General features: G+C 68.2%; 23 protein-coding genes. 10 read left to right on the top strand and 13 right to left on the bottom strand.

Features of this window, described 5'->3' with window-relative positions:
• Positions 1-50: 50 nt before the first annotated feature.
• The 5 genes from EV662_RS14525 to EV662_RS14545 all read right to left on the bottom strand — a co-directional run bounded on the left by EV662_RS14525 (position 51) and on the right by EV662_RS14545 (position 5,846).
• Positions 51-566 (bottom strand): DUF3035 domain-containing protein, encoded by a 516-nt coding sequence (locus EV662_RS14525; RefSeq protein WP_132464023.1) that lies wholly within the window; start codon positions 564-566, stop codon positions 51-53.
• Between the two features lie 53 nt (positions 567-619).
• A complete protein-coding gene (gene lspA, locus EV662_RS14530; protein WP_132464025.1) occupies positions 620-1,090 on the bottom strand; it encodes a signal peptidase II in 471 nt (156 codons plus the stop codon).
• A 3-nt stretch (positions 1,091-1,093) separates the two neighbouring features.
• Positions 1,094-2,683, bottom strand: coding sequence for a bifunctional phosphoribosylaminoimidazolecarboxamide formyltransferase/IMP cyclohydrolase (gene purH / locus EV662_RS14535; protein ID WP_132464027.1), 1,590 nt, complete (start codon positions 2,681-2,683; stop codon positions 1,094-1,096).
• A gap of 4 nt (positions 2,684-2,687) precedes the next feature.
• A complete protein-coding gene (locus EV662_RS14540; RefSeq protein ID WP_132464029.1) occupies positions 2,688-4,430 on the bottom strand; it encodes a heparinase II/III family protein in 1,743 nt (580 codons plus the stop codon).
• Positions 4,431-4,565: 135 nt separating this feature from the next.
• The gene (locus EV662_RS14545; RefSeq protein WP_132464031.1) at positions 4,566-5,846 is read right to left on the bottom strand and encodes an RsmB/NOP family class I SAM-dependent RNA methyltransferase; all 1,281 of its coding nucleotides are present in this window, start codon (positions 5,844-5,846) and stop codon (positions 4,566-4,568) included.
• A gap of 72 nt (positions 5,847-5,918) precedes the next feature.
• On the opposite strand from EV662_RS14545, the gene EV662_RS14550 reads away from it, so the two are divergent.
• Positions 5,919-6,098 carry a DUF1674 domain-containing protein gene (locus tag EV662_RS14550; protein ID WP_132464033.1) on the top strand — a complete coding sequence of 60 codons (180 nt, stop codon included), beginning with the start codon at positions 5,919-5,921 and terminating at the stop codon, positions 6,096-6,098.
• Between the two features lie 93 nt (positions 6,099-6,191).
• On the opposite strand, the gene EV662_RS14555 is transcribed toward EV662_RS14550, so the two are convergent.
• Together EV662_RS14555 and dapB are read right to left on the bottom strand one after the other, a co-directional pair.
• The gene (locus EV662_RS14555; RefSeq protein WP_132464035.1) at positions 6,192-6,554 is read right to left on the bottom strand and encodes a dihydrodipicolinate reductase; all 363 of its coding nucleotides are present in this window, start codon (positions 6,552-6,554) and stop codon (positions 6,192-6,194) included.
• A 99-nt stretch (positions 6,555-6,653) separates the two neighbouring features.
• Positions 6,654-7,463: a 4-hydroxy-tetrahydrodipicolinate reductase gene (gene dapB, locus EV662_RS14560; RefSeq protein WP_132464037.1), complete on the bottom strand. Its 810-nt coding sequence runs from the start codon at positions 7,461-7,463 to the stop codon at positions 6,654-6,656.
• 75 nt (positions 7,464-7,538) lie between these two features.
• On the opposite strand from dapB, the gene rbfA reads away from it, so the two are divergent.
• The 3 genes from rbfA to truB are packed head-to-tail and all read left to right on the top strand — an operon-like array spanning position 7,539 to position 9,647.
• Positions 7,539-7,952, top strand: coding sequence for a 30S ribosome-binding factor RbfA (gene rbfA / locus EV662_RS14565; RefSeq protein ID WP_132464040.1), 414 nt, complete (start codon positions 7,539-7,541; stop codon positions 7,950-7,952).
• Positions 7,942-8,685, top strand: a complete 744-nt coding sequence (locus EV662_RS14570) for a phosphodiester glycosidase family protein (RefSeq protein ID WP_132464043.1) — start codon at positions 7,942-7,944, stop codon at positions 8,683-8,685. Before rbfA ends, EV662_RS14570 begins: the two co-directional genes overlap by 11 nt.
• Positions 8,686-8,741: 56 nt before the next feature.
• The gene (gene truB, locus EV662_RS14575) at positions 8,742-9,647 is read left to right on the top strand and encodes a tRNA pseudouridine(55) synthase TruB (RefSeq protein ID WP_132464046.1); all 906 of its coding nucleotides are present in this window, start codon (positions 8,742-8,744) and stop codon (positions 9,645-9,647) included.
• 205 nt (positions 9,648-9,852) lie between these two features.
• Here the strand turns inward: truB and EV662_RS14580 are convergent, their stop codons facing one another.
• The 3 genes from EV662_RS14580 to EV662_RS14590 are packed head-to-tail and all read right to left on the bottom strand — an operon-like array spanning position 9,853 to position 11,788.
• Complete coding sequence (locus EV662_RS14580; RefSeq protein WP_132464049.1) at positions 9,853-10,041, bottom strand: DUF2783 domain-containing protein; 189 nt, start codon at positions 10,039-10,041, stop codon at positions 9,853-9,855.
• Complete coding sequence (locus tag EV662_RS14585) at positions 10,041-11,588, bottom strand: FAD-dependent oxidoreductase (protein ID WP_132464052.1); 1,548 nt, start codon at positions 11,586-11,588, stop codon at positions 10,041-10,043. The genes EV662_RS14580 and EV662_RS14585 overlap by 1 nt, the downstream gene beginning before the upstream one ends.
• On the bottom strand, positions 11,588-11,788 hold the full coding sequence (locus EV662_RS14590; RefSeq protein ID WP_132464056.1) for a hypothetical protein: 201 nt from the start codon (positions 11,786-11,788) through the stop codon (positions 11,588-11,590). The genes EV662_RS14585 and EV662_RS14590 overlap by 1 nt, the downstream gene beginning before the upstream one ends.
• A gap of 396 nt (positions 11,789-12,184) precedes the next feature.
• Between EV662_RS14590 and EV662_RS14595 the strand changes: the two genes are divergently transcribed.
• Positions 12,185-13,369, top strand: a complete 1,185-nt coding sequence (locus EV662_RS14595) for an acetyl-CoA C-acyltransferase family protein (RefSeq protein WP_132464059.1) — start codon at positions 12,185-12,187, stop codon at positions 13,367-13,369.
• Between the two features lie 232 nt (positions 13,370-13,601).
• Positions 13,602-16,238, top strand: coding sequence for a hybrid sensor histidine kinase/response regulator (locus EV662_RS14600; RefSeq protein WP_132464062.1), 2,637 nt, complete (start codon positions 13,602-13,604; stop codon positions 16,236-16,238).
• Between the two features lie 10 nt (positions 16,239-16,248).
• Here the strand turns inward: EV662_RS14600 and yaaA are convergent, their stop codons facing one another.
• The 3 genes from yaaA to EV662_RS14615 form a co-directional block, all read right to left on the bottom strand.
• Complete coding sequence (yaaA, locus tag EV662_RS14605; RefSeq protein ID WP_132464065.1) at positions 16,249-17,025, bottom strand: peroxide stress protein YaaA; 777 nt, start codon at positions 17,023-17,025, stop codon at positions 16,249-16,251.
• A gap of 59 nt (positions 17,026-17,084) precedes the next feature.
• Positions 17,085-19,124, bottom strand: a complete 2,040-nt coding sequence (gene recQ / locus EV662_RS14610; RefSeq protein WP_132464068.1) for a DNA helicase RecQ — start codon at positions 19,122-19,124, stop codon at positions 17,085-17,087.
• 85 nt (positions 19,125-19,209) lie between these two features.
• A complete protein-coding gene (locus EV662_RS14615) occupies positions 19,210-19,500 on the bottom strand; it encodes a YggT family protein (RefSeq protein ID WP_132464071.1) in 291 nt (96 codons plus the stop codon).
• Between the two features lie 142 nt (positions 19,501-19,642).
• On the opposite strand from EV662_RS14615, the gene EV662_RS14620 reads away from it, so the two are divergent.
• The 4 genes from EV662_RS14620 (at position 19,643) to EV662_RS14635 (ending at position 23,414) form a co-directional block, all read left to right on the top strand.
• A complete protein-coding gene (locus tag EV662_RS14620; RefSeq protein WP_132464074.1) occupies positions 19,643-20,176 on the top strand; it encodes an acyl-CoA thioesterase in 534 nt (177 codons plus the stop codon).
• A gap of 81 nt (positions 20,177-20,257) precedes the next feature.
• Positions 20,258-21,610 (top strand): MFS transporter, encoded by a 1,353-nt coding sequence (locus EV662_RS14625; RefSeq protein ID WP_132464076.1) that lies wholly within the window; start codon positions 20,258-20,260, stop codon positions 21,608-21,610.
• The gene (gene mepA / locus EV662_RS14630; RefSeq protein ID WP_132464079.1) at positions 21,595-22,488 is read left to right on the top strand and encodes a penicillin-insensitive murein endopeptidase; all 894 of its coding nucleotides are present in this window, start codon (positions 21,595-21,597) and stop codon (positions 22,486-22,488) included. The genes EV662_RS14625 and mepA overlap by 16 nt, the downstream gene beginning before the upstream one ends.
• Entirely contained in the window at positions 22,461-23,414 is a 954-nt protein-coding gene (locus EV662_RS14635) for an esterase-like activity of phytase family protein (protein ID WP_132464082.1), read from the top strand. Before mepA ends, EV662_RS14635 begins: the two co-directional genes overlap by 28 nt.
• The last annotated feature ends 41 nt before the right edge of the window (positions 23,415-23,455 follow it).

Below are 23,455 nucleotides of genomic sequence, written 5' to 3' on the forward strand. Positions count from 1 at the left end.
AGAACCGAGCTTTTTCAAGCAGCCGCCACGGAGATGTGAGGGCGGAAAAGTTACTCGATACCCTCGGGCGGGGCGCCCACGTTACGCGCCCCCGCGCGGCGCCAACGCTCCAGCTCGGCGTGCTGGTCGAGCGACTGTTTGCGATACGCCTTGAAATAGACGTTCACGTTGAACCAGCGTTCCAGAAGCCGGCCATCGTTCTGGCGGCGATATTCCAGGTCTTCGGCGGCCAGCGTCTGGCGGATCGTCGGGCTGACGCCGAAGCGCGTCACATGGGCCATCAGCCCGCGGTCGCCCGCGCCCGCGCGCGCCGCGTTCCCGCCCAGCGCGGCGATCGCGTCGGCCTCGGGGGTGGGATCGGTGCGCGAAGCAGCGCCCGGCGTGGGCGGGGGCAGCTGCGCCAGGTCCTCGGGCATTTCCAGCGGCTTGCCGGGCAAGACCGCGAACTCGTCCGGCCCGCGGTTTTGCGACCGCAGGTTCATCAGTTCCGGCGTCTTGTCGCGGCTGCAGCCGGCCAGCGTGGCGGCCACCGCAACCCCAAGAACCAGTATCCGCGCGGATCGCATCGCCTTCGTCCTCCGTCCGGTCCCGCCCTCTTTAGCGCATGGCTTGGGCGCCGTCACGGGGTGTTCTCGCGCCCGGTGAAGGCCACCAGGCCCAACGCGCCCGCGAAGATCGCGATATCGGCCACGTTGAACGCATAGGGGTTGTCGATGCCACAGCAGGACATGTTCAGGAAATCCGCCACCGCGCCGTAAACCAGCCGGTCGACGACATTGCCCAGCGCGCCGCCCACCAACAGCCCCCCCGCGACCAGTGCCACCGGCCGGTGCGCCCCCCGCATCAGCCAAACCGTGACCCCGGCCGAGATCGCAAGTGCGACCCCGATCAGGATCCAGCGCCCAAGATCGGTATCGTTCGACAACAGCCCGAAATTGACACCCCGGTTCCACGCCATGCGCAGGTTCAGATAGGGCGGCCAGACATCCAGCCGAAGACGCTCGGCCAGGCCAAGCCCCTGCACGATGTAAAGCTTCGACGCCTGGTCCAGCGCGAAGACCAGGAGCGCGGTGATCCCGAACAGACGCATGCGCTAGTGGCGGAAGTGGCGCATGCCGGTGAACACCATGGCCAGCCCCGCCTCGTCGGCGGCGGCGATCACCTCGTCGTCGCGCATGCTGCCACCGGGCTGGATCACCGCCGTGGCGCCCGCCTCGGCCGCGGCCAGCAACCCGTCGGCAAAGGGGAAGAACGCATCCGAGGCCACGACCGAGCCCTTGGTCAGCGGCGCGGGAAGGCCCAGCACCTCGGCCATGTCCATCGACTTGCGCGCGGCGATCCGGGTGGAATCGACCCGGCTCATCTGGCCCGCGCCGACGCCCACGGTCGCGCCGTCCTGCACATAGACGATGGCGTTCGACTTGACATGCTTGGCGACGGTCCAGGCGAACATCATGTCGGCGATCTCGGCGTCAGAGGGGGCGCGCTTCGTCACTACCTTCAGGTCGTCGCGCCGCAGCCGGCCGTTGTCACGATCCTGCACCAGGAACCCGCCCGAGACCTGGCGGACCGCCAGCCCGGGTTCGGCCGGGTTCGCCAGCCCGCCGGTGGTCAGAAGGCGCAGGTTCTTCTTGGCGGCGAAGATTTCCTTGGCCGCATCGTCGGCGGCGGGCGCGATCACCACCTCGGTGAAGATCTCGCAGATCGCCGCCGCGGTCGGCGCGTCCAGCTTCATGTTCAGTGCCACGATCCCCCCGAAGGCCGAGGTCTGGTCGCAGTCGAACGCGCGCCGATAGGCCGCCTCCAGCGTCTCGCCGCGGGCCACGCCGCAGGGGTTGGCGTGCTTGATGATCGCGCAGGCCGGGCCGTCGGCGGGCAGGAATTCCGACACCAGTTCAAACGCGGCGTCGGTATCGTTGATGTTGTTGTAGGACAGCTCCTTGCCCTGCCATTGCTTCGCCGTCGCCACGCCGGGCCGGTCGGAGCCGTCGACGTAGAAGGCCGCGGCCTGGTGCGGGTTTTCGCCATAGCGGAGCGTCTGGGCCAGCGTCCCGGCGAAGGCGCGGCGCCGCGGCGCGGTGTCGCCCAGCGCGCCGGCCATCCAGGTGGAGACCGCCGCGTCGTAGGCCGCGGTGCGCGCATAGGCGCGCTGCGCCAGCCCCCGCCGGAAGGCAAGCGACGTCGCGCCGTCGTTCTTTTCCAGTTCGACCAGAAGCGCGGCGTAATCCTCGGTGTCGACGACCACGTTCACGAAGGCATGGTTCTTGGCCGCGGCACGGATCATCGCCGGGCCGCCAATGTCGATATTCTCGATGCAGTCGTCATACCCGGCGCCCGCGGCCACCGTTTCCTCGAACGGGTAAAGGTTCACCACAAGAAGGTCGATCGCCCCGATTCCGTGCGTTTCCATCGCGGCGACGTGGTCGGGATTGTCCCGCAGCGCCAGCAGCCCGCCATGCACCATCGGGTGCAACGTCTTGACCCGCCCGTCCATCATCTCGGGGAACCCGGTCACGTCGGCCACGTCGACGACGCCCAGCCCCGCCTCGCGCAGCGCGCGCGCGGTCCCGCCGGTGGACAACAGTTCGACCCCGCGCGCGGCCAGTGCCCGGCCCAGATCGACAAGGCCCTCCTTGTCTGACACGGAAATCAGGGCGCGGCGCAGGGGCACGAGATCGGTCATGGGATCATCCTTCGTGTTCAGGGCGGTCCCGCCGGGTCCAGGGCAGCACCCACGGCGCCTGTTCGTCCTCTGGTTCGAGGTCGCGCGGCGCGCGCGGCGTGTCCTGGGCCTTGGCCAGGGTCCATGTGATGAGGCTCGCATAATCCATCACGCGGGCGGATAGAACGATTTGTTTCGTCGCGCGTGGCTTCACCCGGCCGTTTTCAAGATAGACGCTGGGGGCCAGGTCCATCTCGGCCGCCCCGTCATGGCGGAACACCCAGATCTCGCCGCTTTTCAGCGCCAGCGACACCGCCGCCCCGCCCATGTCGATTTCGGCGTCGACATCGGGGTGGATGTGGAACCGGATGTCGTAACCGACGCCTTGCAGCGCGGTTCGTTCCATCGTCTTGTCGAAGACCGCGCGTTCTTCGTCGGTAAAGGCGGCCAGCGTGTCCTCGCCCGACAGCGCGCGCCCGTCATAGGCCAGCATCAATTGCCGAACATGGGTCAGGCCGTGCGTCGGCCCATAGCCGTCATGCCAGGCGGTCAGGCTGTGCCCCGCCAAACCCGATTCCGTGCGCGATTCGACGGATTTAGGCACCTCGGTGAGCAACGCGGGGGTCCCGCCCTTGCGCCGGGGCGCGAAGCGTGACGAGGAAAATCCCCGGATCGCCAGCGTCGAATGCGATTGCGTGGCCCGCCCGGCCCGGCGCCATTCGGGTCCGAAACTGGTCCCCGCGCCACAATTGACGATCACCGGCCGCCGCCCCGAGGTCAGTTCGAAGGCCAGTGTCGAGGCATGCGCGTTCTGCGAAACGGCGGGCGCGGGCGGCGGGCCGGCATCCACGATCACCGTGGTCCGCCCCGAGGCGAGCCGGGCGAACCCCATGGCCAAGCCGCGCACCGGGCGCGCCTTGACCCCCGATTCCGCAAGCGCCTGGTCCAGCCGCCCCTCGGGGCCACGCCCGCCGCCATGGAACCGCGCCAACGCGCCGTCGGCATGGCGCAGCGCCCTGAGCGTCGGCGCGATGCGCTGGATCGCGGCGCGATGCGCGGCGGCCGGTTCCTGCCCGGCATCGGCCAGCGCGGCCTCGGCCCAGGTCAGCAGCGTGAATACGGAAAGCAGTTCCTCGGGGTTTCGGGTCGGCAGCCCGCCCCCCTGGTCGATCTCGCGGTCGCATTCCCGTTCCAACGCCTTGAGCGCGGGCGCCAGGTGCCGGGCCATCCCGTTCAGCGACACCCCGGCATAGATCAGACCGGTCAGCGCCTCGAACCGGGGCAGGCCCGGTGGGGCGCTTTTCCAGCGACGGCCAAGGAATGCCGTCTGCTGCGCCAGCGAACGGAAGATCGCATCGGACTGCGCACGCTCCAGCCCGTTCAGCAGCATCAGCGCATGGTGCAGCCAGCGGATCAACCGCCGCGCGGTCAGATCGGGCGTCCAGCCAGGGCCGCGGCCGCGGCCGAACCGGTCGACCCACGCCAACGTCCAGCCCTGCGCGCGCGTCCGCGCCGCGCCGTCGCCCGCCGCGGCCAGGTCGTCCAGCCAGGTGAACCCGTGCGCCTCCTCCTCGAAGCGCGGGCCGGGCATGTCGAGCTCCCAGATGGCGACGCCCGGCGCCTCGACCTGAGCACCTCCGAACAGGAAATTCCCTGCGCAAAGCTGCCGCCCGCGGGCGAAGCTGCCGATCGAGCGCGGTTCGGGCTGCGAAACGATCCCCGAGGCCGGACGCGCAAGCGTCGCCAGCCGCGCGTGGATGCGGTTCATCGCGTCGCCGCGCCGTCTGTGCGGTTGATCGCTCTGCAAGGCGCCTGCCATGGGTTAGGGTCTGCTCTGGGGCCTCGATGCCAGCGGGCGGACAATACCGGCGGGGTTTCCCCCTGTCACCGGCGAATACCCCGCCTAGCCGGTTTTGCCCAGAACCGCGATGTAAAAGCCGTCGATCCCACCGCGGTCGGCCCAGAAATCGGGGCGCAGGCGCAGCGCGCCGTGGTCCGTGCGCCAGCCCGGTTCGATCCAGGGCGCCTCGGCGGGGATCGCGGAGAGGTCCGCGTGCCGATCCAGCGCGGCGGCGGTTTGCGCCTCGCCCTCCTCGGGCAACAGCGAACAGGTGCAATAGACCAGCCGCCCGCCCGGCCCGAGCATCGCCAGCGCCCGGTCGATCAACCGCGCCTGCAGCTCGAACAGCGGCTTGATCCCCGCCGCATCCTTGGCAAAGGGCAGGTCGGGGTGGCGGCGCACCGTGCCGGTCGCCGAACAGGGCGCGTCCAGCAGGATCGCCTCGGCGGGCGTGGACGGGGCCCAGTCCAGCACATCCGCCACGATCAGTTCGGCCGACAGGTCGGTGCGCGCGAGGTTCTCCTCCACCCGCGCCATCCGCGCCTCGGAGATGTCGACGGCGGTCACCTCGGCCCCCGCGGCGGCCAGTTGCAGCGTCTTGCCGCCCGGCGCGGCGCACAGGTCGAACACCCGCAGACCCGGCCGCGGCGCCAGCAGTTTCGCGGGCAAAGCCGCGGCGGCGTCCTGCACCCACCAGTCACCTGCCTCGTATCCCGGCAGCGCCGAAACCTGCACCGGCCCGGTCACCCGGACCGACCCGGTGGGCAAGGCCACGCCCCCGACACGCGCGGCCAGCGCGACGGCATCGCCATCCTTCGGCGTCAGGTCCAGCGGCGCGCCCGCGGCATGCGCCGCCTCGATCCCCGTCACCGCCGCGCGCCCGCAGGCACTGTCCAGCCGCCCGCGCAGCCAACCGGGCAGCCGTTGCGGCCCCTGCGCCTTCCATGCATGTTGCGGCGTCTCGGCGACCTTGCGCAGCACCGCGTTGACAAGCCCCGCCATCGCCTTGGTGCCGCGCCCGTCGCGGGCCATCGTCACGGCGGCGTTCACCACGCCATGGGGCGCGGCCCCCTCTTGCAGCATCTCGACCGTCGCAAGGCGCAGGATCGCGCGCACGGCTGGCGGCGGCGCCTTGCGCAGGTGGGGTTTCAGGATCGCATCCGCCGCACCCAGATGGCGCAGCGTCGCCAGCGCCAGCCGCTGCGCGCGCGCCCGCCCGGCCGGATCCAGCACGCCCATCGGCCCCTCGGGTCCCGACAGTTCGGCGACCGTCCGGCCCTCGTCCAGCACCCCGGTCAACAGCCGCAGGGCGGCGGCCCGGGGGGTATCTTCGTTCCGGCTCATGGCGCTGTCCCGCTTGCCCCTTGACGCGGCCCGGGTATATCACCCGGCACGAACCGGCAAGGAGCCCCTGCGATGAGCGAGACCGACCGCAAAGACCTGCCCCCCGAAGCGATCCGCGCACTTCAGGAAGCCGAGGAACGGCGCAAGGCCGCCAAGGCGCTGGAGCTGCCGCCGGAACTGGGTGGCCGTGACGGACCGGAACCCGTGCGCTATGGCGATTGGGAAAAGAAGGGAATCGCGGTCGATTTCTGACCCCGGCCAAGCAAAAGCGCCCCGCCCACCGGTTCAGGCGGACGAGGCGCATCTACGCGTGAGCGAGCGTATTCCGCGGCCCGTTCGAGGCCGTCATTCCATCCGCAAGTCAGCGGATCGCCCGGCCCCCCTGTCGGCGATGAACCGCACGGTGCTGCCCTTGACCTGCACCAGCTGGCAGTTCGGGCCGAGATCTTCGTTTCCGAAATAGAGGTCGCGGCAGAAATACCTGCCGTCCCAGCGCCATGCCCCGCTGACGCGCTTGCCGAAAGCCTGACCGCGGATTTCACCGCCGGGCGTCACTGCAAGGTTGATTCCAAGGCGCTTGAGCTTTTTGCCGTCCACGAGGCTCAGGAAGACCGAGCGGCTTTCGACCGTGCGGAATCCCTCGGCGGCGGCGGGGGCTGCGGCCAGAGTCGAAATGACCGCGGCGGCGAGAACGGGTATGCGATACATCGCAAATCTCCGGTGTCGTTCTGACAGGCTCGTGTCAGCAATCTTACGCGGAACTATTGCGATTGGATGAATCGTCCAGCGTTTTCCCCGCGCCCCGCGCTACAGGCCCAGCACGTCCAGCATGTCGTATTCGCCGGGCTTGCGATCCTGGCCCCAAAGCGCGGCCTTCAGCGCGCCGCGGGCGAAGATCGCCCTGTCCGTCGCGATGTGGCGCAGCACGATCCGTTCGCCCAGCCCGGCAAAGATCACGTCGTGTTCGCCGACCACGTCGCCGCCCCGAATCGCCGAGAACCCGATCGCACCCCGGCCGCGTTCGCCGGTGATCCCGTCGCGCCCCCGTTCCGATACCTCGTCCAGCGCGACACCGCGCCCCTCGGCCGCGGCCTGGCCCAGCATCAGCGCGGTGCCCGACGGCGCGTCGACCTTGTGGCGGTGATGCGCCTCGACCACCTCGATGTCGAACTCCTCGTCCAGCGCCGCGGCGACCTTGCGCGTCAGTTGCATCAGCAGGTTCACGCCCAGGCTCATGTTGCCCGCGCGCACGACCACCGCGTGGCGGGCCGCGGCCTTGATCTTTTGCAGGTGTTCGTGGCTGAACCCCGTCGTCCCGATCACGTGGACCGCGCGGGCCTGCGCGGTCAGCGTGGCGGTCGCGACCGTGGCCTCGGGCGAGGTGAAGTCGATCACCGCCTGCGCCTGCGCGATCACGTCTATGGCATCGTCGGTCACGGCAAGCCCCATATGCGGCCCGCCCATCGCCTCGCCCACGTCGCGGCCAACCCAGGGATGGCCTGGGCGCTCGACGCAGCCCACCAGGCGCGCCTGCTCGCTTTGCAGCACGGTGTGGATAAGCATCTGGCCCATCCGCCCCGATGCGCCCATGATCACGATGCCCGGCAGGTTCGCCATTTCGCCCTCCTTTGCAATGTTCGCCCCGATGTAGCCGCTCTTCGCCCGCTTGGCAAAGCGCCCGGCTTCGCCTAGATGGGGCGCATGTCCAGATCCTCCGCCCCTTCCCAGAGACAGCTTCGCGTGGGCGAACTGATCCGCCGCACGCTGTCCGAGGTTCTGTCGCGCGGCGATGTCCATGACCCGGAATTGAACGCGATGTCGATCACGGTGGGCGAAGTGCGAACCTCGCCCGATCTGAAGGTCGCCACTGCCTTCGTGCTTCCGCTTGGCGGACGCGATGCCGAGGCGGCGTTGGCCGCGCTGCGCCGCAACCGCGGTGAATTGCGCCGGGCGGTGTCGAAAAAGATCGACCTGAAATTCTCGCCCGAACTGCGCTTCGCGCTGGACGAGACATTCGACCGGATGGACGAAACCCGCCGGCTGCTGTCGCAAGAGAACGTCCGCCGCGACCTGGCCGCCCCCGATCCCGACGCCGATGAGGGCTAGCGCCGCGATTGCCGTTTTCGGGGCGCTTCTGACCCTGCCCGGTGTGGCGTCCGCGGGGTGCAATCACATCGACCACGAAGGCCGCGGCTATGTCGTGTGCGACGTCGATCCCGCCCAAACCGAACTGCGGCTGTTTCACCGCGCCGCCGACGGCGGCATCCTGGGCAGTTTCGCCCGGGTCGACGCCATGCTGGAGGCTGAGGGCAAGTCGCTGGTCTTCGCCATGAACGGGGGCATGTACCACGCCGACCGTGCGCCGGTCGGCCTTTACATAGAGGATGGGCAGGAACGGGCGCCGGCCATCGCCTCGGCCGGGCCGGGGAATTTCGGCATGCTGCCCAACGGTGTACTCTGCCTGATGGCCGACTCGGCCTCGGTGATCGAAACCCGCACCTACCTGGCCGATCCGCCCGCCTGCCGCCACGCCACGCAGTCCGGCCCGATGCTGGTGATCGACGGCGATCTGCACCCCCGTTTTCTGCCGGACAGCGACTCGCGCTTTGTCCGCAACGGGGTCGGCGTGCGGGCAGATGGCGCCGCCGTTTTCGCGATTTCCGACCGGCCCGTCACCTTTCATGAATTCGCCCGGCTGTTCCGGGACGTGCTGGACACCCCGAACGCCCTTTACCTGGACGGCAAGGTTTCCAGGCTGTACGCGCCGGACCTCGGTCGGTCGGATATCGGCCTGCCGATGGGGCCGATCGTCGGAGCGGTCGCGGACGCGCCGCGTTGACGCGCCGGGCCGGCTTCGTTAGCAGGCGGGTTTCGTAGCAAGCAAGGAGCGCACGCGTGGGACGCCGCCGCAAGGGACGCGATATTTCGGGCTGGCTCGTCGTCGACAAGCCCGCAGGCATCACCTCGAACGCCGTCGTGAACAAGGTGCGCTGGGCCTTCGGCGCGCAAAAGGCAGGGCATGCGGGCACGCTGGACCCCGCGGCGACCGGCGTGCTGGCCATCGCCCTGGGCGAGGCGACCAAGACCGTGCCCTACATCACCGACGCGTTGAAGGCCTATCGTTTCACCGTGCGGCTGGGCGTGGCGACCAACACCGACGACGCCGAAGGCGAAGTGATCGAAACCTCGGACGCGCGGCCCTCGGATGCCGAGATCGCCGCCGCCCTGCTGCGGTTCATCGGCGATATCGAGCAGGTGCCGCCCCGGTTCTCGGCCGTCAAGATCGACGGCGAACGCGCCTATGCCCTGGCCCGTGCCGGCGAAGAGGTCGAGATCGCGCCACGCCCGCTTTACGTCGAAAGCCTGGAAATGGTCGCGCGGCCCGACCCCGACCATGTCGAACTGGAAATGGTCTGCGGCAAGGGCGGCTATGTCCGCTCGATCGCCCGCGATCTTGGCCGGGTTCTCGGCTGCCTGGGCCATGTGACCGAACTGCGCCGGGTCTGGTCGGGGCCGTTCGATGCCGAGGACGGCGTGACGATGGACCTGGTCGAGGAACTTGCGAAAACGCCCGAACTCGACGATTACCTCCGCCCGCTGGAAGAAGGGCTTGCCGATCTGCCCGAACTGCGCACCACGCCCGAGGGCGCGACGCGGATGCGCAACGGCAACCCGGGGATAGTGCTGACATCCGACGCGGAATACGGCGACGAGGCCTGGGCGTCGCTCGACGGCGAGGCGGTCGCCGTTGGCATCTACAAGGCCGGAGAGTTGCACCCCAGCCGCGTGTTCAAAGGCTAGGAACTGACCGCGTCACGCGACCTCACTTGGACGCCCTGGCGTCGATCATCACGGCAAGAGGACCCGAACGCTCTTTTTCTTGACCCAAAGAGCCTTGGCGTGCACCAGCCCAGTGCCATCGGTCCGGGCAACGATGGCAACGGGGCCATGCCCCCAAAGGATCGCATTGGCAAGGCCAAGGCGAAACCCGACACGCCGCCCCGGTTCAGCGTTTCCTTGCCAGGTCCAGCGCCTCGCTCAGCACCTGGCGATCACCGATATGGTTGGCGAGGATCAGCACAAGCTGCGCGTTAAGCGCGTGGCTTTGCGCTTCGCTCAGCCCGCGATGGGCGGCCAGAAGTTCGGCATAGAACCCATCGTGGTCGTCGAGGTTCGGGGTGTCGATCAACTTCATCACCGTCCCTCCCAAAGCGCGTCCACCGCCCGTCGCACCTGCCGCGCGTCGGCCTCGACCCAGCGGGCGGCGATCACCTGGTCGGGCCGGACCAGATACAGCGCCTGTCGGGCGTCCCCCAAGTAGCGGGCGCGGATCATGTCGTTGATCCGCGGGGCGATCACCGGCAAGTCGAGCCCCGCAGGCGCGGCGCAGTTCAACGCCATCAGCGTGACATCCCGGCCAAGTTCATTCAACAGCCAGCCGTTCTGCTGCGGCGCATCGGGCGCCACCGTTCCGGGGCGCGATATCTCGGGCAGCGACAGGTCGTCGGGGGCAGACAGGGCATAGACGCAGGGCGTCGACAGCCGGCCGGAATTGACCCACCCCCGGGCGAACGGCGCCTTGCGCGCCAGGGCCAGCACCTGGTCGCGGAACAGCCGTTCGGCCCCGTTCGCTGGCGTCATGAAACGCGTCGCCCGCGTCGACTGCAGGATGTTCTCGTCCGCGGCCTGTACGCGTTCGCGGTTATAGCTGTCGATCAGGCTTGCGGGCGCGCGCCCGTCCAGCACCGCCGCCAGTTTCCAGCCCAGGTTGTCTACGTCCTGAAGACCGCCATTGCCGCCCCGCGCCCCGAAGGGCGAAACGACATGGGCGCTGTCCCCCACGAAGATCACCCGGCCGTGCACGAATTCCCGCAGCCGCCGGCACTGAAAGCTGTAGATCGACACCCATTCCAGGTCGAAATCGGCGCCCACCACCTTTTCGATCCGCGGGATCACCTTCTCGGGTTTTTTCTCTTCCTCGGGGTCGGCGTCCCAACCCAGTTGCAGGTCGATCCGGTAGATGTTGTCCGCCTGCCGGTGCAACAGCGCCGATTGCCCGTCATGGAAGGTCGGTTCGAACCAGAACCAGCGTTCCGGCGGGAAATCGGCCTCCATCTCGATATCGGCGATCAGGAAGCGTTCCTCGAAGAATTCGCCTTCGAAATCGAGGTCCAGCATCGCGCGTGTCGTCGAGCGTGCGCCGTCACAGGCGATCACGTAATCCGCCGTCAGCCCGTATTGCCCGTCCGGCGTCTTGACCGTGACATGGGCGGCCTCGCCGGTCTGGTCGACGCCCGTCACCCGGTTCCTGAAGCGCAGGTCGATCAGCGGCTGGGCCAGCGCGCGTTCGACGAGGAATTCCTCGACATAGTATTGCTGAAGGTTGACGAAGGGCGGCATACGCTGGCCCGGATCGACCGCGAGGTCAAAGCTGAAGATCTCGTCGTCGCCATGACAGACGCGGCCGACGCTCCAGGTCATCCCCTTGTCCAGCACCTTGTCGGCAATGCCGAAGCGGTCGAACAGTTCCAGGCTGCGCTTGGACCAGCAGATGGCGCGCGACCCCATCGAGACCACGTCGTTGTCGTCCAGCAGGACCGAGGGCACGCCACGGTTCGCCAGGTCCAGCGCCATGGCAAGGCCGATGGGGCCCGCCCCGACAATGACCACCTTGTGCGGGGGTTCCGGCGCGCTTAGCCCGGGCGGCGCGACATAGGGAAAGGGCTTGTAGTCATAGGGCATCAGTCGTCCTCGCGACGCGTCAGCGCCCGCGCACTCCACAGCGCGGTGCCCCCGAAGAAAAGCCCTGCTATCCCGAGGACCTCGACAGTGGCCGCACCATCGAAGCCACGCACGATCCCCGCGACAAGCACGCCACCAAGGCCAAGCAGACTCAGGAACAGCCGGACCTTGTGGTCACCCCGGCCGGGTCCCTTTGTCATGGCGCCCTCCCACACCGGTTCTATTCGTTATCCGTTATCCGGCTGTTAACCTCTGCTACGATGCCGCGCGCTGCAACCGGTTTTTTGGTCGGGTTTTCGGCATATCGAAGGCGGGGGGCGGACAACGCGACCAGCCCCGGGGGCGACCATCGAACCTGTGTTCCGGCCCGCTCCGGCGATCGGCGCAATCGTCCGGCAAAGCCGCATCGGTCGCGGCGGGGGGCTTGCTCGCGCATCGCGATCCACGGGGGGCGTTGCTGCAGGCGCCCACCGGAACGGTATCGCCGCCGCGGCCGGAGGATCACGCACGCGCGCCGCCCCGGCATTCGGCACTGGCCAAGCGCGGCCCGGCGGGCAAGACTGCCGCCGATGAGAACCCCCCGGAGGAATCGCCCCATGACCGGCATCGTCATCCTGAGCGGCGCGCGCACCGCCATCGGCACTTTCGGCGGCAGCCTGGCCGGCACGCCGCCAATCACGCTGGGGGCCATCGCCGCGCGGGCCGCCCTGGACCGTGCGGGCGTGAAGGGCGACCGGATCGGCCATGTCGCCTTTGGCCATGTCATCAATACCGAACCGCGCGACATGTACCTGTCGCGCGTCGCCGCGATCGAAGCGGGCATCCCCGAGACGACGCCCGCGATGAACGTCAACCGGTTGTGCGGATCGGGGGTGCAGGCCATCGTTTCGGTCGCGCAGGCGCTGATGCTGGGCGAGGCCGAGTTCGGCCTGGCCGGCGGCGCCGAAAGCATGAGCCGCAGTCCGCACATCCTGCCCGCGACCCGCTGGGGCCAGAAGATGGGCGACACACCCGCCGCCGACATGATGCTGGGCGCGCTGAACTGCCCCTTCGGCACCGGGCACATGGGCGTCACGGCCGAGAACGTGGCGGCCGAACATGGCATTTCCCGCGAAGATCAGGACGCATTCGCCCTGAAAAGCCAGGAGCGCGCCGCCTGGGCCATCGCCGAGGGGCGGTTCGACGCGCAGATCGTGCCCGTCGAGGTTCAGCGCAGGCGCGAGACGGTGATGTTCAAGGTCGATGAACACCCAAAGGCGACGACCGCGAACGGGTTGGCCGGGTTGCGGCCCGCCTTTCAGAAGGATGGCACGGTGACGGCGGGCAACGCGAGCGGGATCAACGATGGCGCCGCGGCACTGGTGCTGGCGCGCGAAGATGCGGCCGCGGCGGCGGACCTGACCCCGCTGGCGCGGATCGTGGCCTATGCCCATGCCGGGGTGCGCCCCGAGGTGATGGGGATCGGGCCCGTGCCGGCGGTCGAGGCCTTGCTGGCCAGGACCGGCCTTTCGATCGACCGGTTCGACGTGATCGAAAGCAACGAGGCGTTTGCGGCCCAGGCGATCGCGGTCAACCGCGCGCTGGGGCTGGACCCCGCCCGGGTGAACCCCAATGGCGGGGCGATCGCCCTGGGGCACCCGGTGGGCGCGACCGGCGCGATCATCACCGTCAAGGCCTTGTACGAACTTCAGCGGACCGGTGGGCGTTTCGCGCTGGTGACGATGTGCATCGGCGGCGGACAGGGTATCGCGCTGGCGCTGGAGCGGCTTTCGGAAACCTGATCCAAAGGCGGCCCCTTCGGGGCCAAGCCCTTGCGTGGCGCGCCTTTCGGCGCGCGGGTTTGGCGTTGCGCATCTCCGCGGGCGATAGGCAACCGGGCGACCCTGGCGCCCGGCCATGCCGGCGGCACAGGCACCCGGCCCCAGCCCGTCGGCGTCGATTCCCCGGGACACGTTAATCGCCTGTTCACCTTGGTTTGCCCAAACTGCGTCAAACCCCGTGGAGAATCCGCGTATGGACGTGATCGAGAAACTGGCGAACGAACGGCGCAAACGGCTGGCGGCGGAACGGCTGCTGGACCAGAAAAGCCGCGAGTTGTTCGAGGCCAATCGCCGCCTCGCCCAGCATGCCCGACACCTGTCCGAAGAGATCATCGAGACCCGCCAGACCGCCGAGGAACTGCGCGGCCGCAACTCCGAGGTGCTGTCGGAACTGGCCGAGGTCTCGCAAGAGGCCGATGTCGCCAAGCAGCGCCTGTGGGATTCGCTGGAAACCGTGCATGACGGCTTTGCGCTGTTCGACGCCAAGGACCGGCTGGTGATCGCGAACCGCGCCTATCTCTCGGTATTCGACGGGCTCGACGCCGTTGTCCCGGGCGTGCGTTATGACGAGATTGTCCGCCTGACCGTCGAGGAAGGCATCATCGACATCGGCGACCGCGACCCGCTGGGCTGGATCGAGGACATGCTGACGCGCTGGCACGACGACCCGGTGCCCTCGCGCGTGATACGGCTGTGGTCGGGCGACTACATCAAGCTGGTGGACCGGCGCACGCCATCGGGTGACATGGTGTGCCTGTCGATCAACATCACCGAGATGATGCGCATGTGGGCCGCAGTCGAGGCGATCCCGGACGGGTTCGTACTGTATGACCATGACGACCGGCTGGTGATGTGCAACGATCGCTACCGTGACTTCTACGCCGAAAGCGCGCCGATCATGGAGCCCGGCAACCGGTTCGAGGACATCCTGCGCTTTGGCCTGGAAAACGGCCAGTATCCCGAGGCAGTGGGCCGCGAGGACGACTGGCTGTCGGAACGGCTGAACCGTCACCAAAGCCCCGAGGGCATGATCGAGCAGCGGCTTGCCGATGGCCGCTGGCTGCGCATTCTCGAGGAACGCACCCCCGATGGCGGGCTTGTCGGCCTGCGCGTCGACATCACCGAGCAGAAGCGCCAGCAAGAGGCGCTGGACCGTGCCCGCGTCGCCGCCGAGGCCGCGAACCGGGCCAAGTCGGCCTTCCTCGCCAACATGAGCCACGAATTGAGAACGCCGATGAACGGCGTCGTGGGCATGGCGGAACTGTTGTGCGAGACCACGCTGAGCGAGGAACAGCGGCTTTACGCCCACACGATCAAGGAATCGGGCGAGGCGCTTCTGGGGCTGCTGAACGACGTGCTCGACTATTCCAAGATCGAGGCCGACAAGCTTCAGCTTCATTCCGAGCCGTTCGACCTGGAACGCACGATCTACGAGATCGTCATGCTGCTTCAGGCGCCCGCGCGGGACAAGCATCTGGACGTGCTGATCGACTACGACATGTTCCTGCCCACCCGGTTCACCGGCGACCGCGGCCGCGTCCGGCAGGTGCTGACCAACCTGATCGGCAACGCGGTCAAGTTCACCGACGAGGGCCACGTCCTGGTCCGGGTCGTCGGGTTCAAGGCCGAGGGCGACGCGCTGCAACAGGTGCACATCACCGTCGAGGACACCGGGATCGGCATCGCCGACGACATGCAGGAACATATCTTCGGCGAGTTCAACCAGGTCGAGGACCAGCAGAACCGCAAGTTCGAAGGCACCGGCCTGGGCCTGGCGATCACGAAGCGGCTTATCGAGATGATGGGCGGCGAGATCTGGCTGGAATCCGCAAAGGGCGAAGGGGCCTGTTTCGGCTTCCGCCTGCCGCTGCCGGTCGCCGAACCGCACGAAACCCTGCCTGCCCCCGAAACCGCCTCGGTGCGCCACGTACTGGTGGTCGACGACCAGGAGGTGAACCGGACGATCCTGGAACGCCAGTTGTCGCAACTGGGGCTTGACGTGACCTGCCACGTCACCGGCCATACGGCGTTGGGCGACGCCCAACATGCGGACCTGGTGATCACCGATCACCGGATGCCGGGCATGGATGGCTATGCCTTTTCCAAGGCCTTGCGCGCCGGCGGCTACCGTGGTCCGATCCTGATGCTGACCTCGAACCCGGCCTGCCTGGGCAATACCGGAGAGAATGCCGAATCGGGCATCAACCTTGTGCTGCAGAAACCGGTCCTGCGCCGCGCCCTCTACGAGGCGATCTCGACCCTGACACCCGCCGCGGCCAACATCCCGGACGATGGCGATGCCGACCTCGTGGCGCGGCGCCCGATGCGGGTGCTGGCCGCCGAGGACAACCGCACCAACCGCCTGGTGCTGAACAAGATGGTGTCGTCCCTGGATGTCGAGATGCGATTCGCCACGGATGGCAACGAGGCGGTAGCCGCCTTCCTGGAAGAACGGCCCGACCTGATCTTCATGGATATCTCGATGCCCGAATGCGACGGCAAGCAGGCCACCGGCGAAATCCGCCGGATCGAGGCGGAAAACGGCGATCCGCCGGTACCGATCGTCGCGCTGACCGCGCATGCCCTGCAGGGCGACGCCGAAGACATCCTGGCCGCGGGGCTGGACGCCTGTCTGACGAAACCGCTGCGCAAGACCGACATCCTGGCCGCGATTGAGGCGCATCATCCGAAGACATGCACACCGCTTTGCCCCGATGCCGCCGGCACAACGGACGCTGCGGCGCCCGAAACAGCGCCGGACCCGGGTATGGCGGAGGACGAAGACGCCGCCACCGGCGAGACATCCAAGCCGCGGCTGCGCGCGATCTAGGGCGCGCAGCTCAGTCCTCGTCCCCGCCGCGCAGGAAGACAGGGCGGTCCGGTTCGGACATGTCTGGGATATGGCGATAGCCGCCCGTGTCGAAATCGGCGAGGCTGGCCGGATCGGTCAACCGCCGCTCGACGATGAAGCGCGCCATGGCGCCACGGGCCTTCTTGGCGAAGAAACTGACGATCTTGGGGCCGCTGGGCCGTTCCTCGAAGAACACCGGCGTGATCACCCGCAGCTTCAGGGCGTCGGGGGCGACCGCGCCGAAATATTCCTGGCTTGCACAGTTGACCAGTACGTCCGTGCCCGCCGCCCGGGCTGCCTCGTTCAGGGCCTGGGCCAGCCTGTCGCCCCAATACTCATACAGGTTCTTGCCGCGCTCGGTCGCAAGCCGGCTGCCCATTTCCAGGCGATAGGGCTGAATCGCGTCCAGCGGGCGCAACAGGCCATAAAGCCCCGACAGGATGCGCAGGTGGTCCTGCGCGAACGCCAGGTCATCGGCATCCAGCGACGCCGCTTCGAGCCCGGCATAGGTATCGCCGGCAAAGGCCAGCGCGGCGGGCTTGACCGCATCGGGGCCCGGTTCGGCGGCGAAATCGCGGAACCGCTCGGCATTCAGCCTGGCCAGCGTGTCGCTGATGCCCATCAGCCCGGACAGGTCCGCGGGGCTGAGGTCGCGCGCGATTCCGGCCAAGTGGACCGCATCCTTTTGAAAAGCGGGCGCGGTGGGCGTGACGCCCTCTACCGGATCAAGGTCGAGGCGTTTCGCAGGCGAGATGACGACGAGCATGGGTCCCCTTTCCGAACGGTCGGGGCGACAGATAGCAGACCGGGCCGGGGCGTCCAGCCTCAGCCCTCGGACAGGACCTCCAGGAAGGCCTGCCCGAACCGGTCGGCGCGGCGTTCCCCCAGCAGGCGCGTGAGGGTGACCATGTCGCGCGGGCGCGTCTCGGCCAGCTTGGCCACCAGCGACGTCGAACAGGACAGCGGTTTGTCGCACCCGTCCTCGCCCCGGGCCAGGCGCGCCTGCACATCCATCAGCCGGTCGAACAGATCGCCCGACGGGCGCCCCGCAAGCCGCCGTCGCGCGGGGTGCGGCATCTCTGTCGCGCCGGTGATGACCTCTAGAAAGGCCGCGCCGTACCGGTCCAGCTTGCTCGCCCCCACGCCGCCGATCCGCGCCATCTCGTCCAGCGTGGCGGGCCGCGTCTCGGCCATCTCGATCAGCGTGCGATCGGTGAAGATGATATAGGCGGGCACGCGGGCGGCCTCGGCCAGCGCGCGGCGCTTGGCCTTCAGCGCGGACAACAGCGGCGCGTCCTCGTCCGAGACCAGCGCCTTGACCGCCGGGCGCGCCGTCGCCGCGGCGATCGTGTCGCGGCGCAGTTCGATCGTCGCCTCGCCCTTCAGGATGGGCCGCGCGGCCTCCATCATGCGCAGCGCGCCATGGCGTTCGGGGTCCGGGCGCACCAGGTCGCGGCCCATCATCTGGCGAAATACCGCCTGCCAACCGCGGCGGTCGAATTCGCGCCCCACCCCGAAGGTCGGCAAGCTGTCGTGCCCACGCGCGCGCACCTTTTCGGTGGCGGTGCCGGTCAGGATGTCGACCAGGTGCCCCGTGCCAAAGCTTTCGCCCGTCCGCAACATCGCCGACAGTGCCTTTCGCACCGCCTCGGTGCCGTCGAACCGGTCGGGCGGGCTGCCGCACAGGTCGCAGTGGCCGCAAGGTTCGGGCACGGCCTCGCCGAAATATCCGAGCAGAGTCTGCCGCCGGCACCCCGGCGCCTCGGCCAGGCCCAAAAGCGCGTTCAGCCGCGCGTGATCGGCGGCCCGGCGTTCGGGGGGGGCGGGGCTTTCGTCGATCTGGGCACGGCGCAGCCGGATGTCGTCGGCGCCATACAGCGTCAGCGTCTCGGCCGGGGCGCCGTCGCGGCCCGCCCGCCCGATTTCCTGGTAATAGCCCTCGATCGACTTGGGCAGGTCGGCATGGGCCACCCAGCGGATATCGGGCTTGTCCACCCCCATGCCGAAGGCGACCGTCGCCACGACGATCAGCCCGTCCTCCTGCTGGAACCGCGCCTCGACGTCCCGGCGTGGGCCTGCCTCCATGCCGCCGTGATAGGCACAGGCCGTGTGACCCGCCTCCGTCAGCGCGGCGGCCAGCGTCTCGGTCTTGGCCCGCGTCGCACAATAGACGATGCCGGACTGGCCGCGGCGCGCGGCGGCAAAGGCCAGGATCTGCTGGCGCGGCTTGTCCTTGGGCGAAAAGGCAAGGTGAATGTTGGGCCGGTCGAAGCCACGCAGAAAGGTTTCGGGGGCTGCGCCATCGAACAGGCGGGCCACGATCTCGTCGCGGGTTTCGGCATCGGCGGTGGCGGTAAAGGCGGCAAGCGGTACGTTCAGCGCCCGCCGCAATTCGCCGATCCGCAGGTAGTCGGGGCGAAAATCATGGCCCCACTGGCTGACGCAATGGGCCTCGTCCACGGCGATCAGCCCCACGCCGATCCGCCGCAACAGGGTCAGCGTGCCGCCCGCGGCCAGTCGCTCGGGCGCCATGTAGAGCAGTTTCAGCGTGCCCGCGTCGAGCGCCGCAAAGACCTCGCGCGTTTCGTCCTCGGTATTGCCGGATGTCAGCGCCCCCGCCGCGACGCCCGCTTCGGTCAGCCCGCGCACCTGGTCGCGCATCAGCGCGATCAGCGGCGATATCACCACCGTGACACCGTCGCGCATCAGCGCGGGCAGTTGGAAACACAGCGATTTGCCCCCGCCCGTCGGCATGATGGCCAGCGTGTTGCGACCGGCCGCGACGGCCGAAACGATCTCTTCCTGACCGGGCCGGAAGGCATCGAATCCGAAAACGGTCGACAAAAGGTCCTGCGCGGTGGCCATGGTCCCCGTGAGATGGAAGAACTGCTCGGATTTCGACGGACCGTCCCACAGCGGGGACGAACGGACAAGCCCGCGGCGCGCCGGCTTAGTAGAAGTTCATCGCGACCGAAGGCAGGATGATGTCGCGCAGCGCGATCACGATCACGAACACCACCAGCGGCGCCAGATCCAGCGCACCGGTGTTCGGCAGCATGCGCCGGATCGGGCTGTAGATCGGTTCCAGCAGGCGGGACAGCCCGTCCCAGATCTGCATCACCATCGGTTGGCGCGTGTTCAACACCTGGAACGAGATCAGCCAGCTCAGGATGATGTGGACGACCATGATGAAGAACACGACGTCCAGGATAAGGTCCAGCACACCAAAGATTGCCATCATGTCGGGGACTTTCCAGATCGGGAACGTTCCCCGAGAGGTAAGCCGCCCGGCCGCCGCACGCAACCGCCTTTCCGCAGCGTTTCCCCTTGACGATCCGCCCGGCCCGCGCGACCCAGCGCAGCGCGTCCACCGGAGCCCGCCGATGTATCCCTTCCTGCGCCTCGCCAAGGAATTCCACGTCCACCGCAACGCGGCTCCCCTGCCGCTGACCGGCACCCACGTGTCGCGGCACATCTGCTGGCCCTGGGACCTGGACATCTGGATGGAACTGAACAACGGGCGCACGCTGACGCTTCTGGACCTGGGGCGACTGCCCTTGGCCAAGCGCGTCGGGCTGATCGCGGCGCTGAAGGCCCAGCGTTGGGGGCTGACGATGGCGGGCGTGACCGTGCGCTATCGCCGGCGGGTGCGGATGTTCCAAAGGTTCGAGATGCGCTCGCGCTGCGTCGGCTGGGACGAGCGGTTCATCTATATCGAGCAGGCGATGTGGCGGAACGGCGAGTGCGCGAACCATGCGCTGTACCGCTCTGCGGTGACGGATGCGAACGGGATCGTGGCGCCCGCCCGCGTGATGGCGGCGATGGGTCTGGACGTGGCCTCGCCGCCGCTGCCGGGCTGGGTCCGGGAATGGATCGCCGCCGAGGCGCACCGCCCGTGGCCGCCGATGACCGACTGATTGACGAAACGTCATCTGCGCGGTTGCGCGGGTGTCGAAACGCCTGTCTTATGCCGTCGGTTGCAGGAACGGGCAGGCGGCATGACGGGATCGGCAAGGCGGCGCATCTGGGGCTGGTGGTTTTTCGACTGGGCCGCGCAACCCTATGCCACGTTGTTGCTGACCTTCATCTTCGCGCCCTATGTCAAGGATTTGCTGGGCGACGGCACCGCCGCCCAGGCGGCTTGGGGCTATGGCGTGGGCGCGGCCGGCATCGTGATCGCCCTGCTGGCGCCCATCCTCGGCGCCGTGGCCGACAAGAGCGGCCACCGGATGCCGTGGATCGTGCTGTTTTCCGCCTGCTACGTGATCGGCGCATCGGGGTTGTGGCTGGCCCACCCCGAGGCGTTCAGCCTGCCCCTGATCCTGTTCCTGTTCGGGCTGGGTCTGGTGGGGCTGGAATTCGCGACGATCTTTACCAACGCGATGCTGCCCGACCTGGGGCCGCGCGACCAGTTGGGCCGGATTTCCGGCACCGGCTGGGCCTTTGGCTATGTCGGCGGGCTGATCGCGCTTGTCGCGATGCTGACGCTGTTTGCCGAGAACGCCGCCGGCACCACGCTGATCGGGCGCGAACCGGCGCTGGGGCTGGATCCCGCCACGCGCGAGGGCACGCGTTTCGTCGGGCCGTTCGTGGCGCTGTGGTATGCGGTGTTCATGATCCCATTCTTCCTGTGGGCGCGGGTGCCCACCTCGCCACCCGTCGCAACGGTGCGCGTCGCGCTGGCCACCTGCCTGCCGGAATTGCGCGCGACGCTGGCGCGCCTGCCCCGCACCCCCAGCCTGATGTCCTACCTCCTGTCGTCCATGTTCTACCGCGACGCGCTGAACGGGATGTATGTCTTCGGCGGCATCTACGCCGCGGGCGTGCTGGGCTGGTCGGTGGTCGATGTCGGCATTTTCGGCATCCTCGCGGTGATCTCGGGGGCGGTGTTCTCCTGGGTGGGGGGGCTTGCCGATTACCGCTACGGGCCGAAGCCGGTGATCGTGGTCTGCGTGGTGCTGCTGACGCTGGTCGGCATCGGCGTGATCTTCGTCTCGCGCGAAAGCCTGTTCGGCATGGCCGTGCCGTCGGGCTCGACCCTGCCCGACATCGCCTTCTACGTGCTTGGGGCGACCATCGGCGCGGCGGGCGGTGCGCTGCAAACGGCAAGCCGCACCATGATGGTGCGGCAGGCCAACCCGGCCCGGATCACCGAGAGTTTTGGCCTTTACGCACTGGCCGGCAAGGCGACCTCGTTCCTTGCGCCGCTGTCGATCGGGATCGTGACCGATATCACCGGAAACCAGCAAGCGGGTATTACACCCCTGGTTGTGCTTTTCCTGATCGGCCTCTTTCTGCTAGCCTTCGTGCGGGCGGACGGCGAACCGGAGGAGAGATGGCACGTATCCTGATCGGGCTGATTATGGGGCTGGCGCTTGCGGCGCCGGGCTGGGCCGAGACCAAGGCGAACGCGCTGTTCGGCGCCAAGCGCGACGCCTCGAACCAGCCGCCCGCCGCAATCGGCAGCTATGCCAAGGGCTGCGCGGCCGGGCTTGTGCAACTGCCCGAAACCGGGCCGACCTGGCAGGCAATGCGGCTGTCGCGCAACCGAAACTGGGGCCACCCCGAAACCATAGCCTTTATCCGGCGGCTGAGTGCCGAGGCGACACGCCATGGCTGGAAAGGCCTTTATATCGGCGATATCAGCCAACCCCGCGGCGGGCCGATGACCTCGGGGCATGCCTCGCACCAGATCGGACTCGACGTCGATATCTGGATGCTGCCGCCCAAGCGGCTGAACCTCAGCAGGTCGGAACGCGAGAACCTGTCCTCGATTTCCGTGCGCAGCAATGACCAGCGGCGGGTGAACGGCAACTATACCCGGTCCCATGCAGCGATCCTGCGCGCCGCGGCACTGGACCCGGCGGTCGACCGGATCTTCGTCACCGCCCCGGTCAAGATCGAGATGTGCAAGCAGGCCACCCGGGCCGACCGGGCCTGGCTGCAAAAGATCCGCCCGCTTTACGGGCATCACTATCATTTCCACGTGCGCCTGAAATGCCCCGCCGGCGACCGCCATTGCGAAACCCAGCGGCCCACGGTAGCGGACCTGTCGAAAGGTGGCGACGGATGCGACGAGACGCTGGAATGGTGGGTGACCGACTATCTCGATCCGCCCAAGGTGGCGCCGGGCAAGAAAGCAAAGCCCGCCCCGCAGAAGCGACACCCCCGCGACTACACGATGGCCGACCTTCCCGCAGAGTGCCGCCGCGTTCTGGCCGCCGACTGACCGCGGCGCTTTGTTCCGCGCTTTTCATTGCCACACAGGCCGCGGCGGACGAGGCCGTTCACGTCGGCACGCTTGCGATTCCCAAGACGCAGACGACGCAAGGACTGTCGGGCATCGAGGTGTCGGCGGACGGGACGCAGGTTCTTGCGATCTCGGATGACGGCTGGTTCCTGCGCGGTCAGATCCAGCGCAGCGATGGTGCGCCGTCCGCGTTCTCGGTCGACCCGCCGCCGATCCGGATGCGAAGCCTGTCCGGCGACTGGATGGCCGATCACCAGAAGGATGCCGAGGGACTGGCCATGGCGCCGGACGGTCGCGTTTTCGTATCGTTCGAGGTGTATCACCGCGTCCGGCTGTGGCGCGACCTGCAGGCCCCTGCCATCTGGCTGCCCGACCGGCCCGAGAACGCCGGGTTTCAGCCCAACGGCGGGATGGAGGCCCTGGCCCTGGGTCCCGATGATGCGCTTTACGCCCTGCCGGAAACCATGGCCGCCGACGGCGGGATCCCGGTGTTTCGCTTTCAGGTGCCGCCGCAACGCCTGCGCCCGGACGGCACCCCGATCGACCGCCATGTGGATATTCCCTGGACCGTTGCGTTCACCCTGCCCGCGCGCGGCCGGTTCCGCCCGGTGGGTGCCGATTTCGGGCCGGACGGGCGGTTTTACCTGCTGGAACGTGGGGTGATCGTCCCGATCGGGTTCCGCAGTCGCGTGCGGCGCTTCGTTTTCGGCCCGGACGGCGCGACGAACGAAGAAACCCTTCTGGAAACCCCGGTTGGCCGTCACGGCAATCTCGAGGGGATTTCGGTCTGGCGGGATTCCACGGGAGAAATCCGCCTGACGATGATCACAGACGACAACGGCCTTGCGCTCCAGCGCAACGAGATCGTGGAATACCGAGTTGTCAGGACGCCTGCGGACCGCTAGAAAGCGCCGTCCGCCGCCGATCGGCGGACCAAGTCTCCGCA

Source organism: Rhodovulum marinum (genome assembly GCF_004343075.1).
GTDB lineage: Bacteria > Pseudomonadota > Alphaproteobacteria > Rhodobacterales > Rhodobacteraceae > Rhodovulum > Rhodovulum marinum.

Excerpts from the sequence above, each read along its gene's own strand:
- EV662_RS14525 (WP_132464023.1), bottom strand. The coding sequence starts at position 566 with ATGCGATCCGCGCGGATACTGGTTCTTGGGGTTGCGGTGGCCGCCACG.
- lspA (WP_132464025.1), bottom strand. The coding sequence starts at position 1,090 with ATGCGTCTGTTCGGGATCACCGCGCTCCTGGTCTTCGCGCTGGACCAG.
- purH (WP_132464027.1), bottom strand. The coding sequence starts at position 2,683 with ATGACCGATCTCGTGCCCCTGCGCCGCGCCCTGATTTCCGTGTCAGAC.
- EV662_RS14540 (WP_132464029.1), bottom strand. The coding sequence starts at position 4,430 with ATGAACCGCATCCACGCGCGGCTGGCGACGCTTGCGCGTCCGGCCTCG.
- EV662_RS14545 (WP_132464031.1), bottom strand. The coding sequence starts at position 5,846 with ATGAGCCGGAACGAAGATACCCCCCGGGCCGCCGCCCTGCGGCTGTTG.
- EV662_RS14550 (WP_132464033.1), top strand. The coding sequence starts at position 5,919 with ATGAGCGAGACCGACCGCAAAGACCTGCCCCCCGAAGCGATCCGCGCA.
- EV662_RS14555 (WP_132464035.1), bottom strand. The coding sequence starts at position 6,554 with ATGTATCGCATACCCGTTCTCGCCGCCGCGGTCATTTCGACTCTGGCC.
- dapB (WP_132464037.1), bottom strand. The coding sequence starts at position 7,463 with ATGGCGAACCTGCCGGGCATCGTGATCATGGGCGCATCGGGGCGGATG.
- rbfA (WP_132464040.1), top strand. The coding sequence starts at position 7,539 with ATGGGGCGCATGTCCAGATCCTCCGCCCCTTCCCAGAGACAGCTTCGC.
- EV662_RS14570 (WP_132464043.1), top strand. The coding sequence starts at position 7,942 with ATGAGGGCTAGCGCCGCGATTGCCGTTTTCGGGGCGCTTCTGACCCTG.
- EV662_RS14580 (WP_132464049.1), bottom strand. The coding sequence starts at position 10,041 with ATGAAGTTGATCGACACCCCGAACCTCGACGACCACGATGGGTTCTAT.
- EV662_RS14585 (WP_132464052.1), bottom strand. The coding sequence starts at position 11,588 with ATGCCCTATGACTACAAGCCCTTTCCCTATGTCGCGCCGCCCGGGCTA.
- EV662_RS14590 (WP_132464056.1), bottom strand. The coding sequence starts at position 11,788 with ATGACAAAGGGACCCGGCCGGGGTGACCACAAGGTCCGGCTGTTCCTG.
- EV662_RS14595 (WP_132464059.1), top strand. The coding sequence starts at position 12,185 with ATGACCGGCATCGTCATCCTGAGCGGCGCGCGCACCGCCATCGGCACT.
- EV662_RS14600 (WP_132464062.1), top strand. The coding sequence starts at position 13,602 with ATGGACGTGATCGAGAAACTGGCGAACGAACGGCGCAAACGGCTGGCG.
- yaaA (WP_132464065.1), bottom strand. The coding sequence starts at position 17,025 with ATGCTCGTCGTCATCTCGCCTGCGAAACGCCTCGACCTTGATCCGGTA.
- recQ (WP_132464068.1), bottom strand. The coding sequence starts at position 19,124 with ATGGCCACCGCGCAGGACCTTTTGTCGACCGTTTTCGGATTCGATGCC.
- EV662_RS14615 (WP_132464071.1), bottom strand. The coding sequence starts at position 19,500 with ATGATGGCAATCTTTGGTGTGCTGGACCTTATCCTGGACGTCGTGTTC.
- EV662_RS14620 (WP_132464074.1), top strand. The coding sequence starts at position 19,643 with ATGTATCCCTTCCTGCGCCTCGCCAAGGAATTCCACGTCCACCGCAAC.
- EV662_RS14625 (WP_132464076.1), top strand. The coding sequence starts at position 20,258 with ATGACGGGATCGGCAAGGCGGCGCATCTGGGGCTGGTGGTTTTTCGAC.
- mepA (WP_132464079.1), top strand. The coding sequence starts at position 21,595 with ATGGCACGTATCCTGATCGGGCTGATTATGGGGCTGGCGCTTGCGGCG.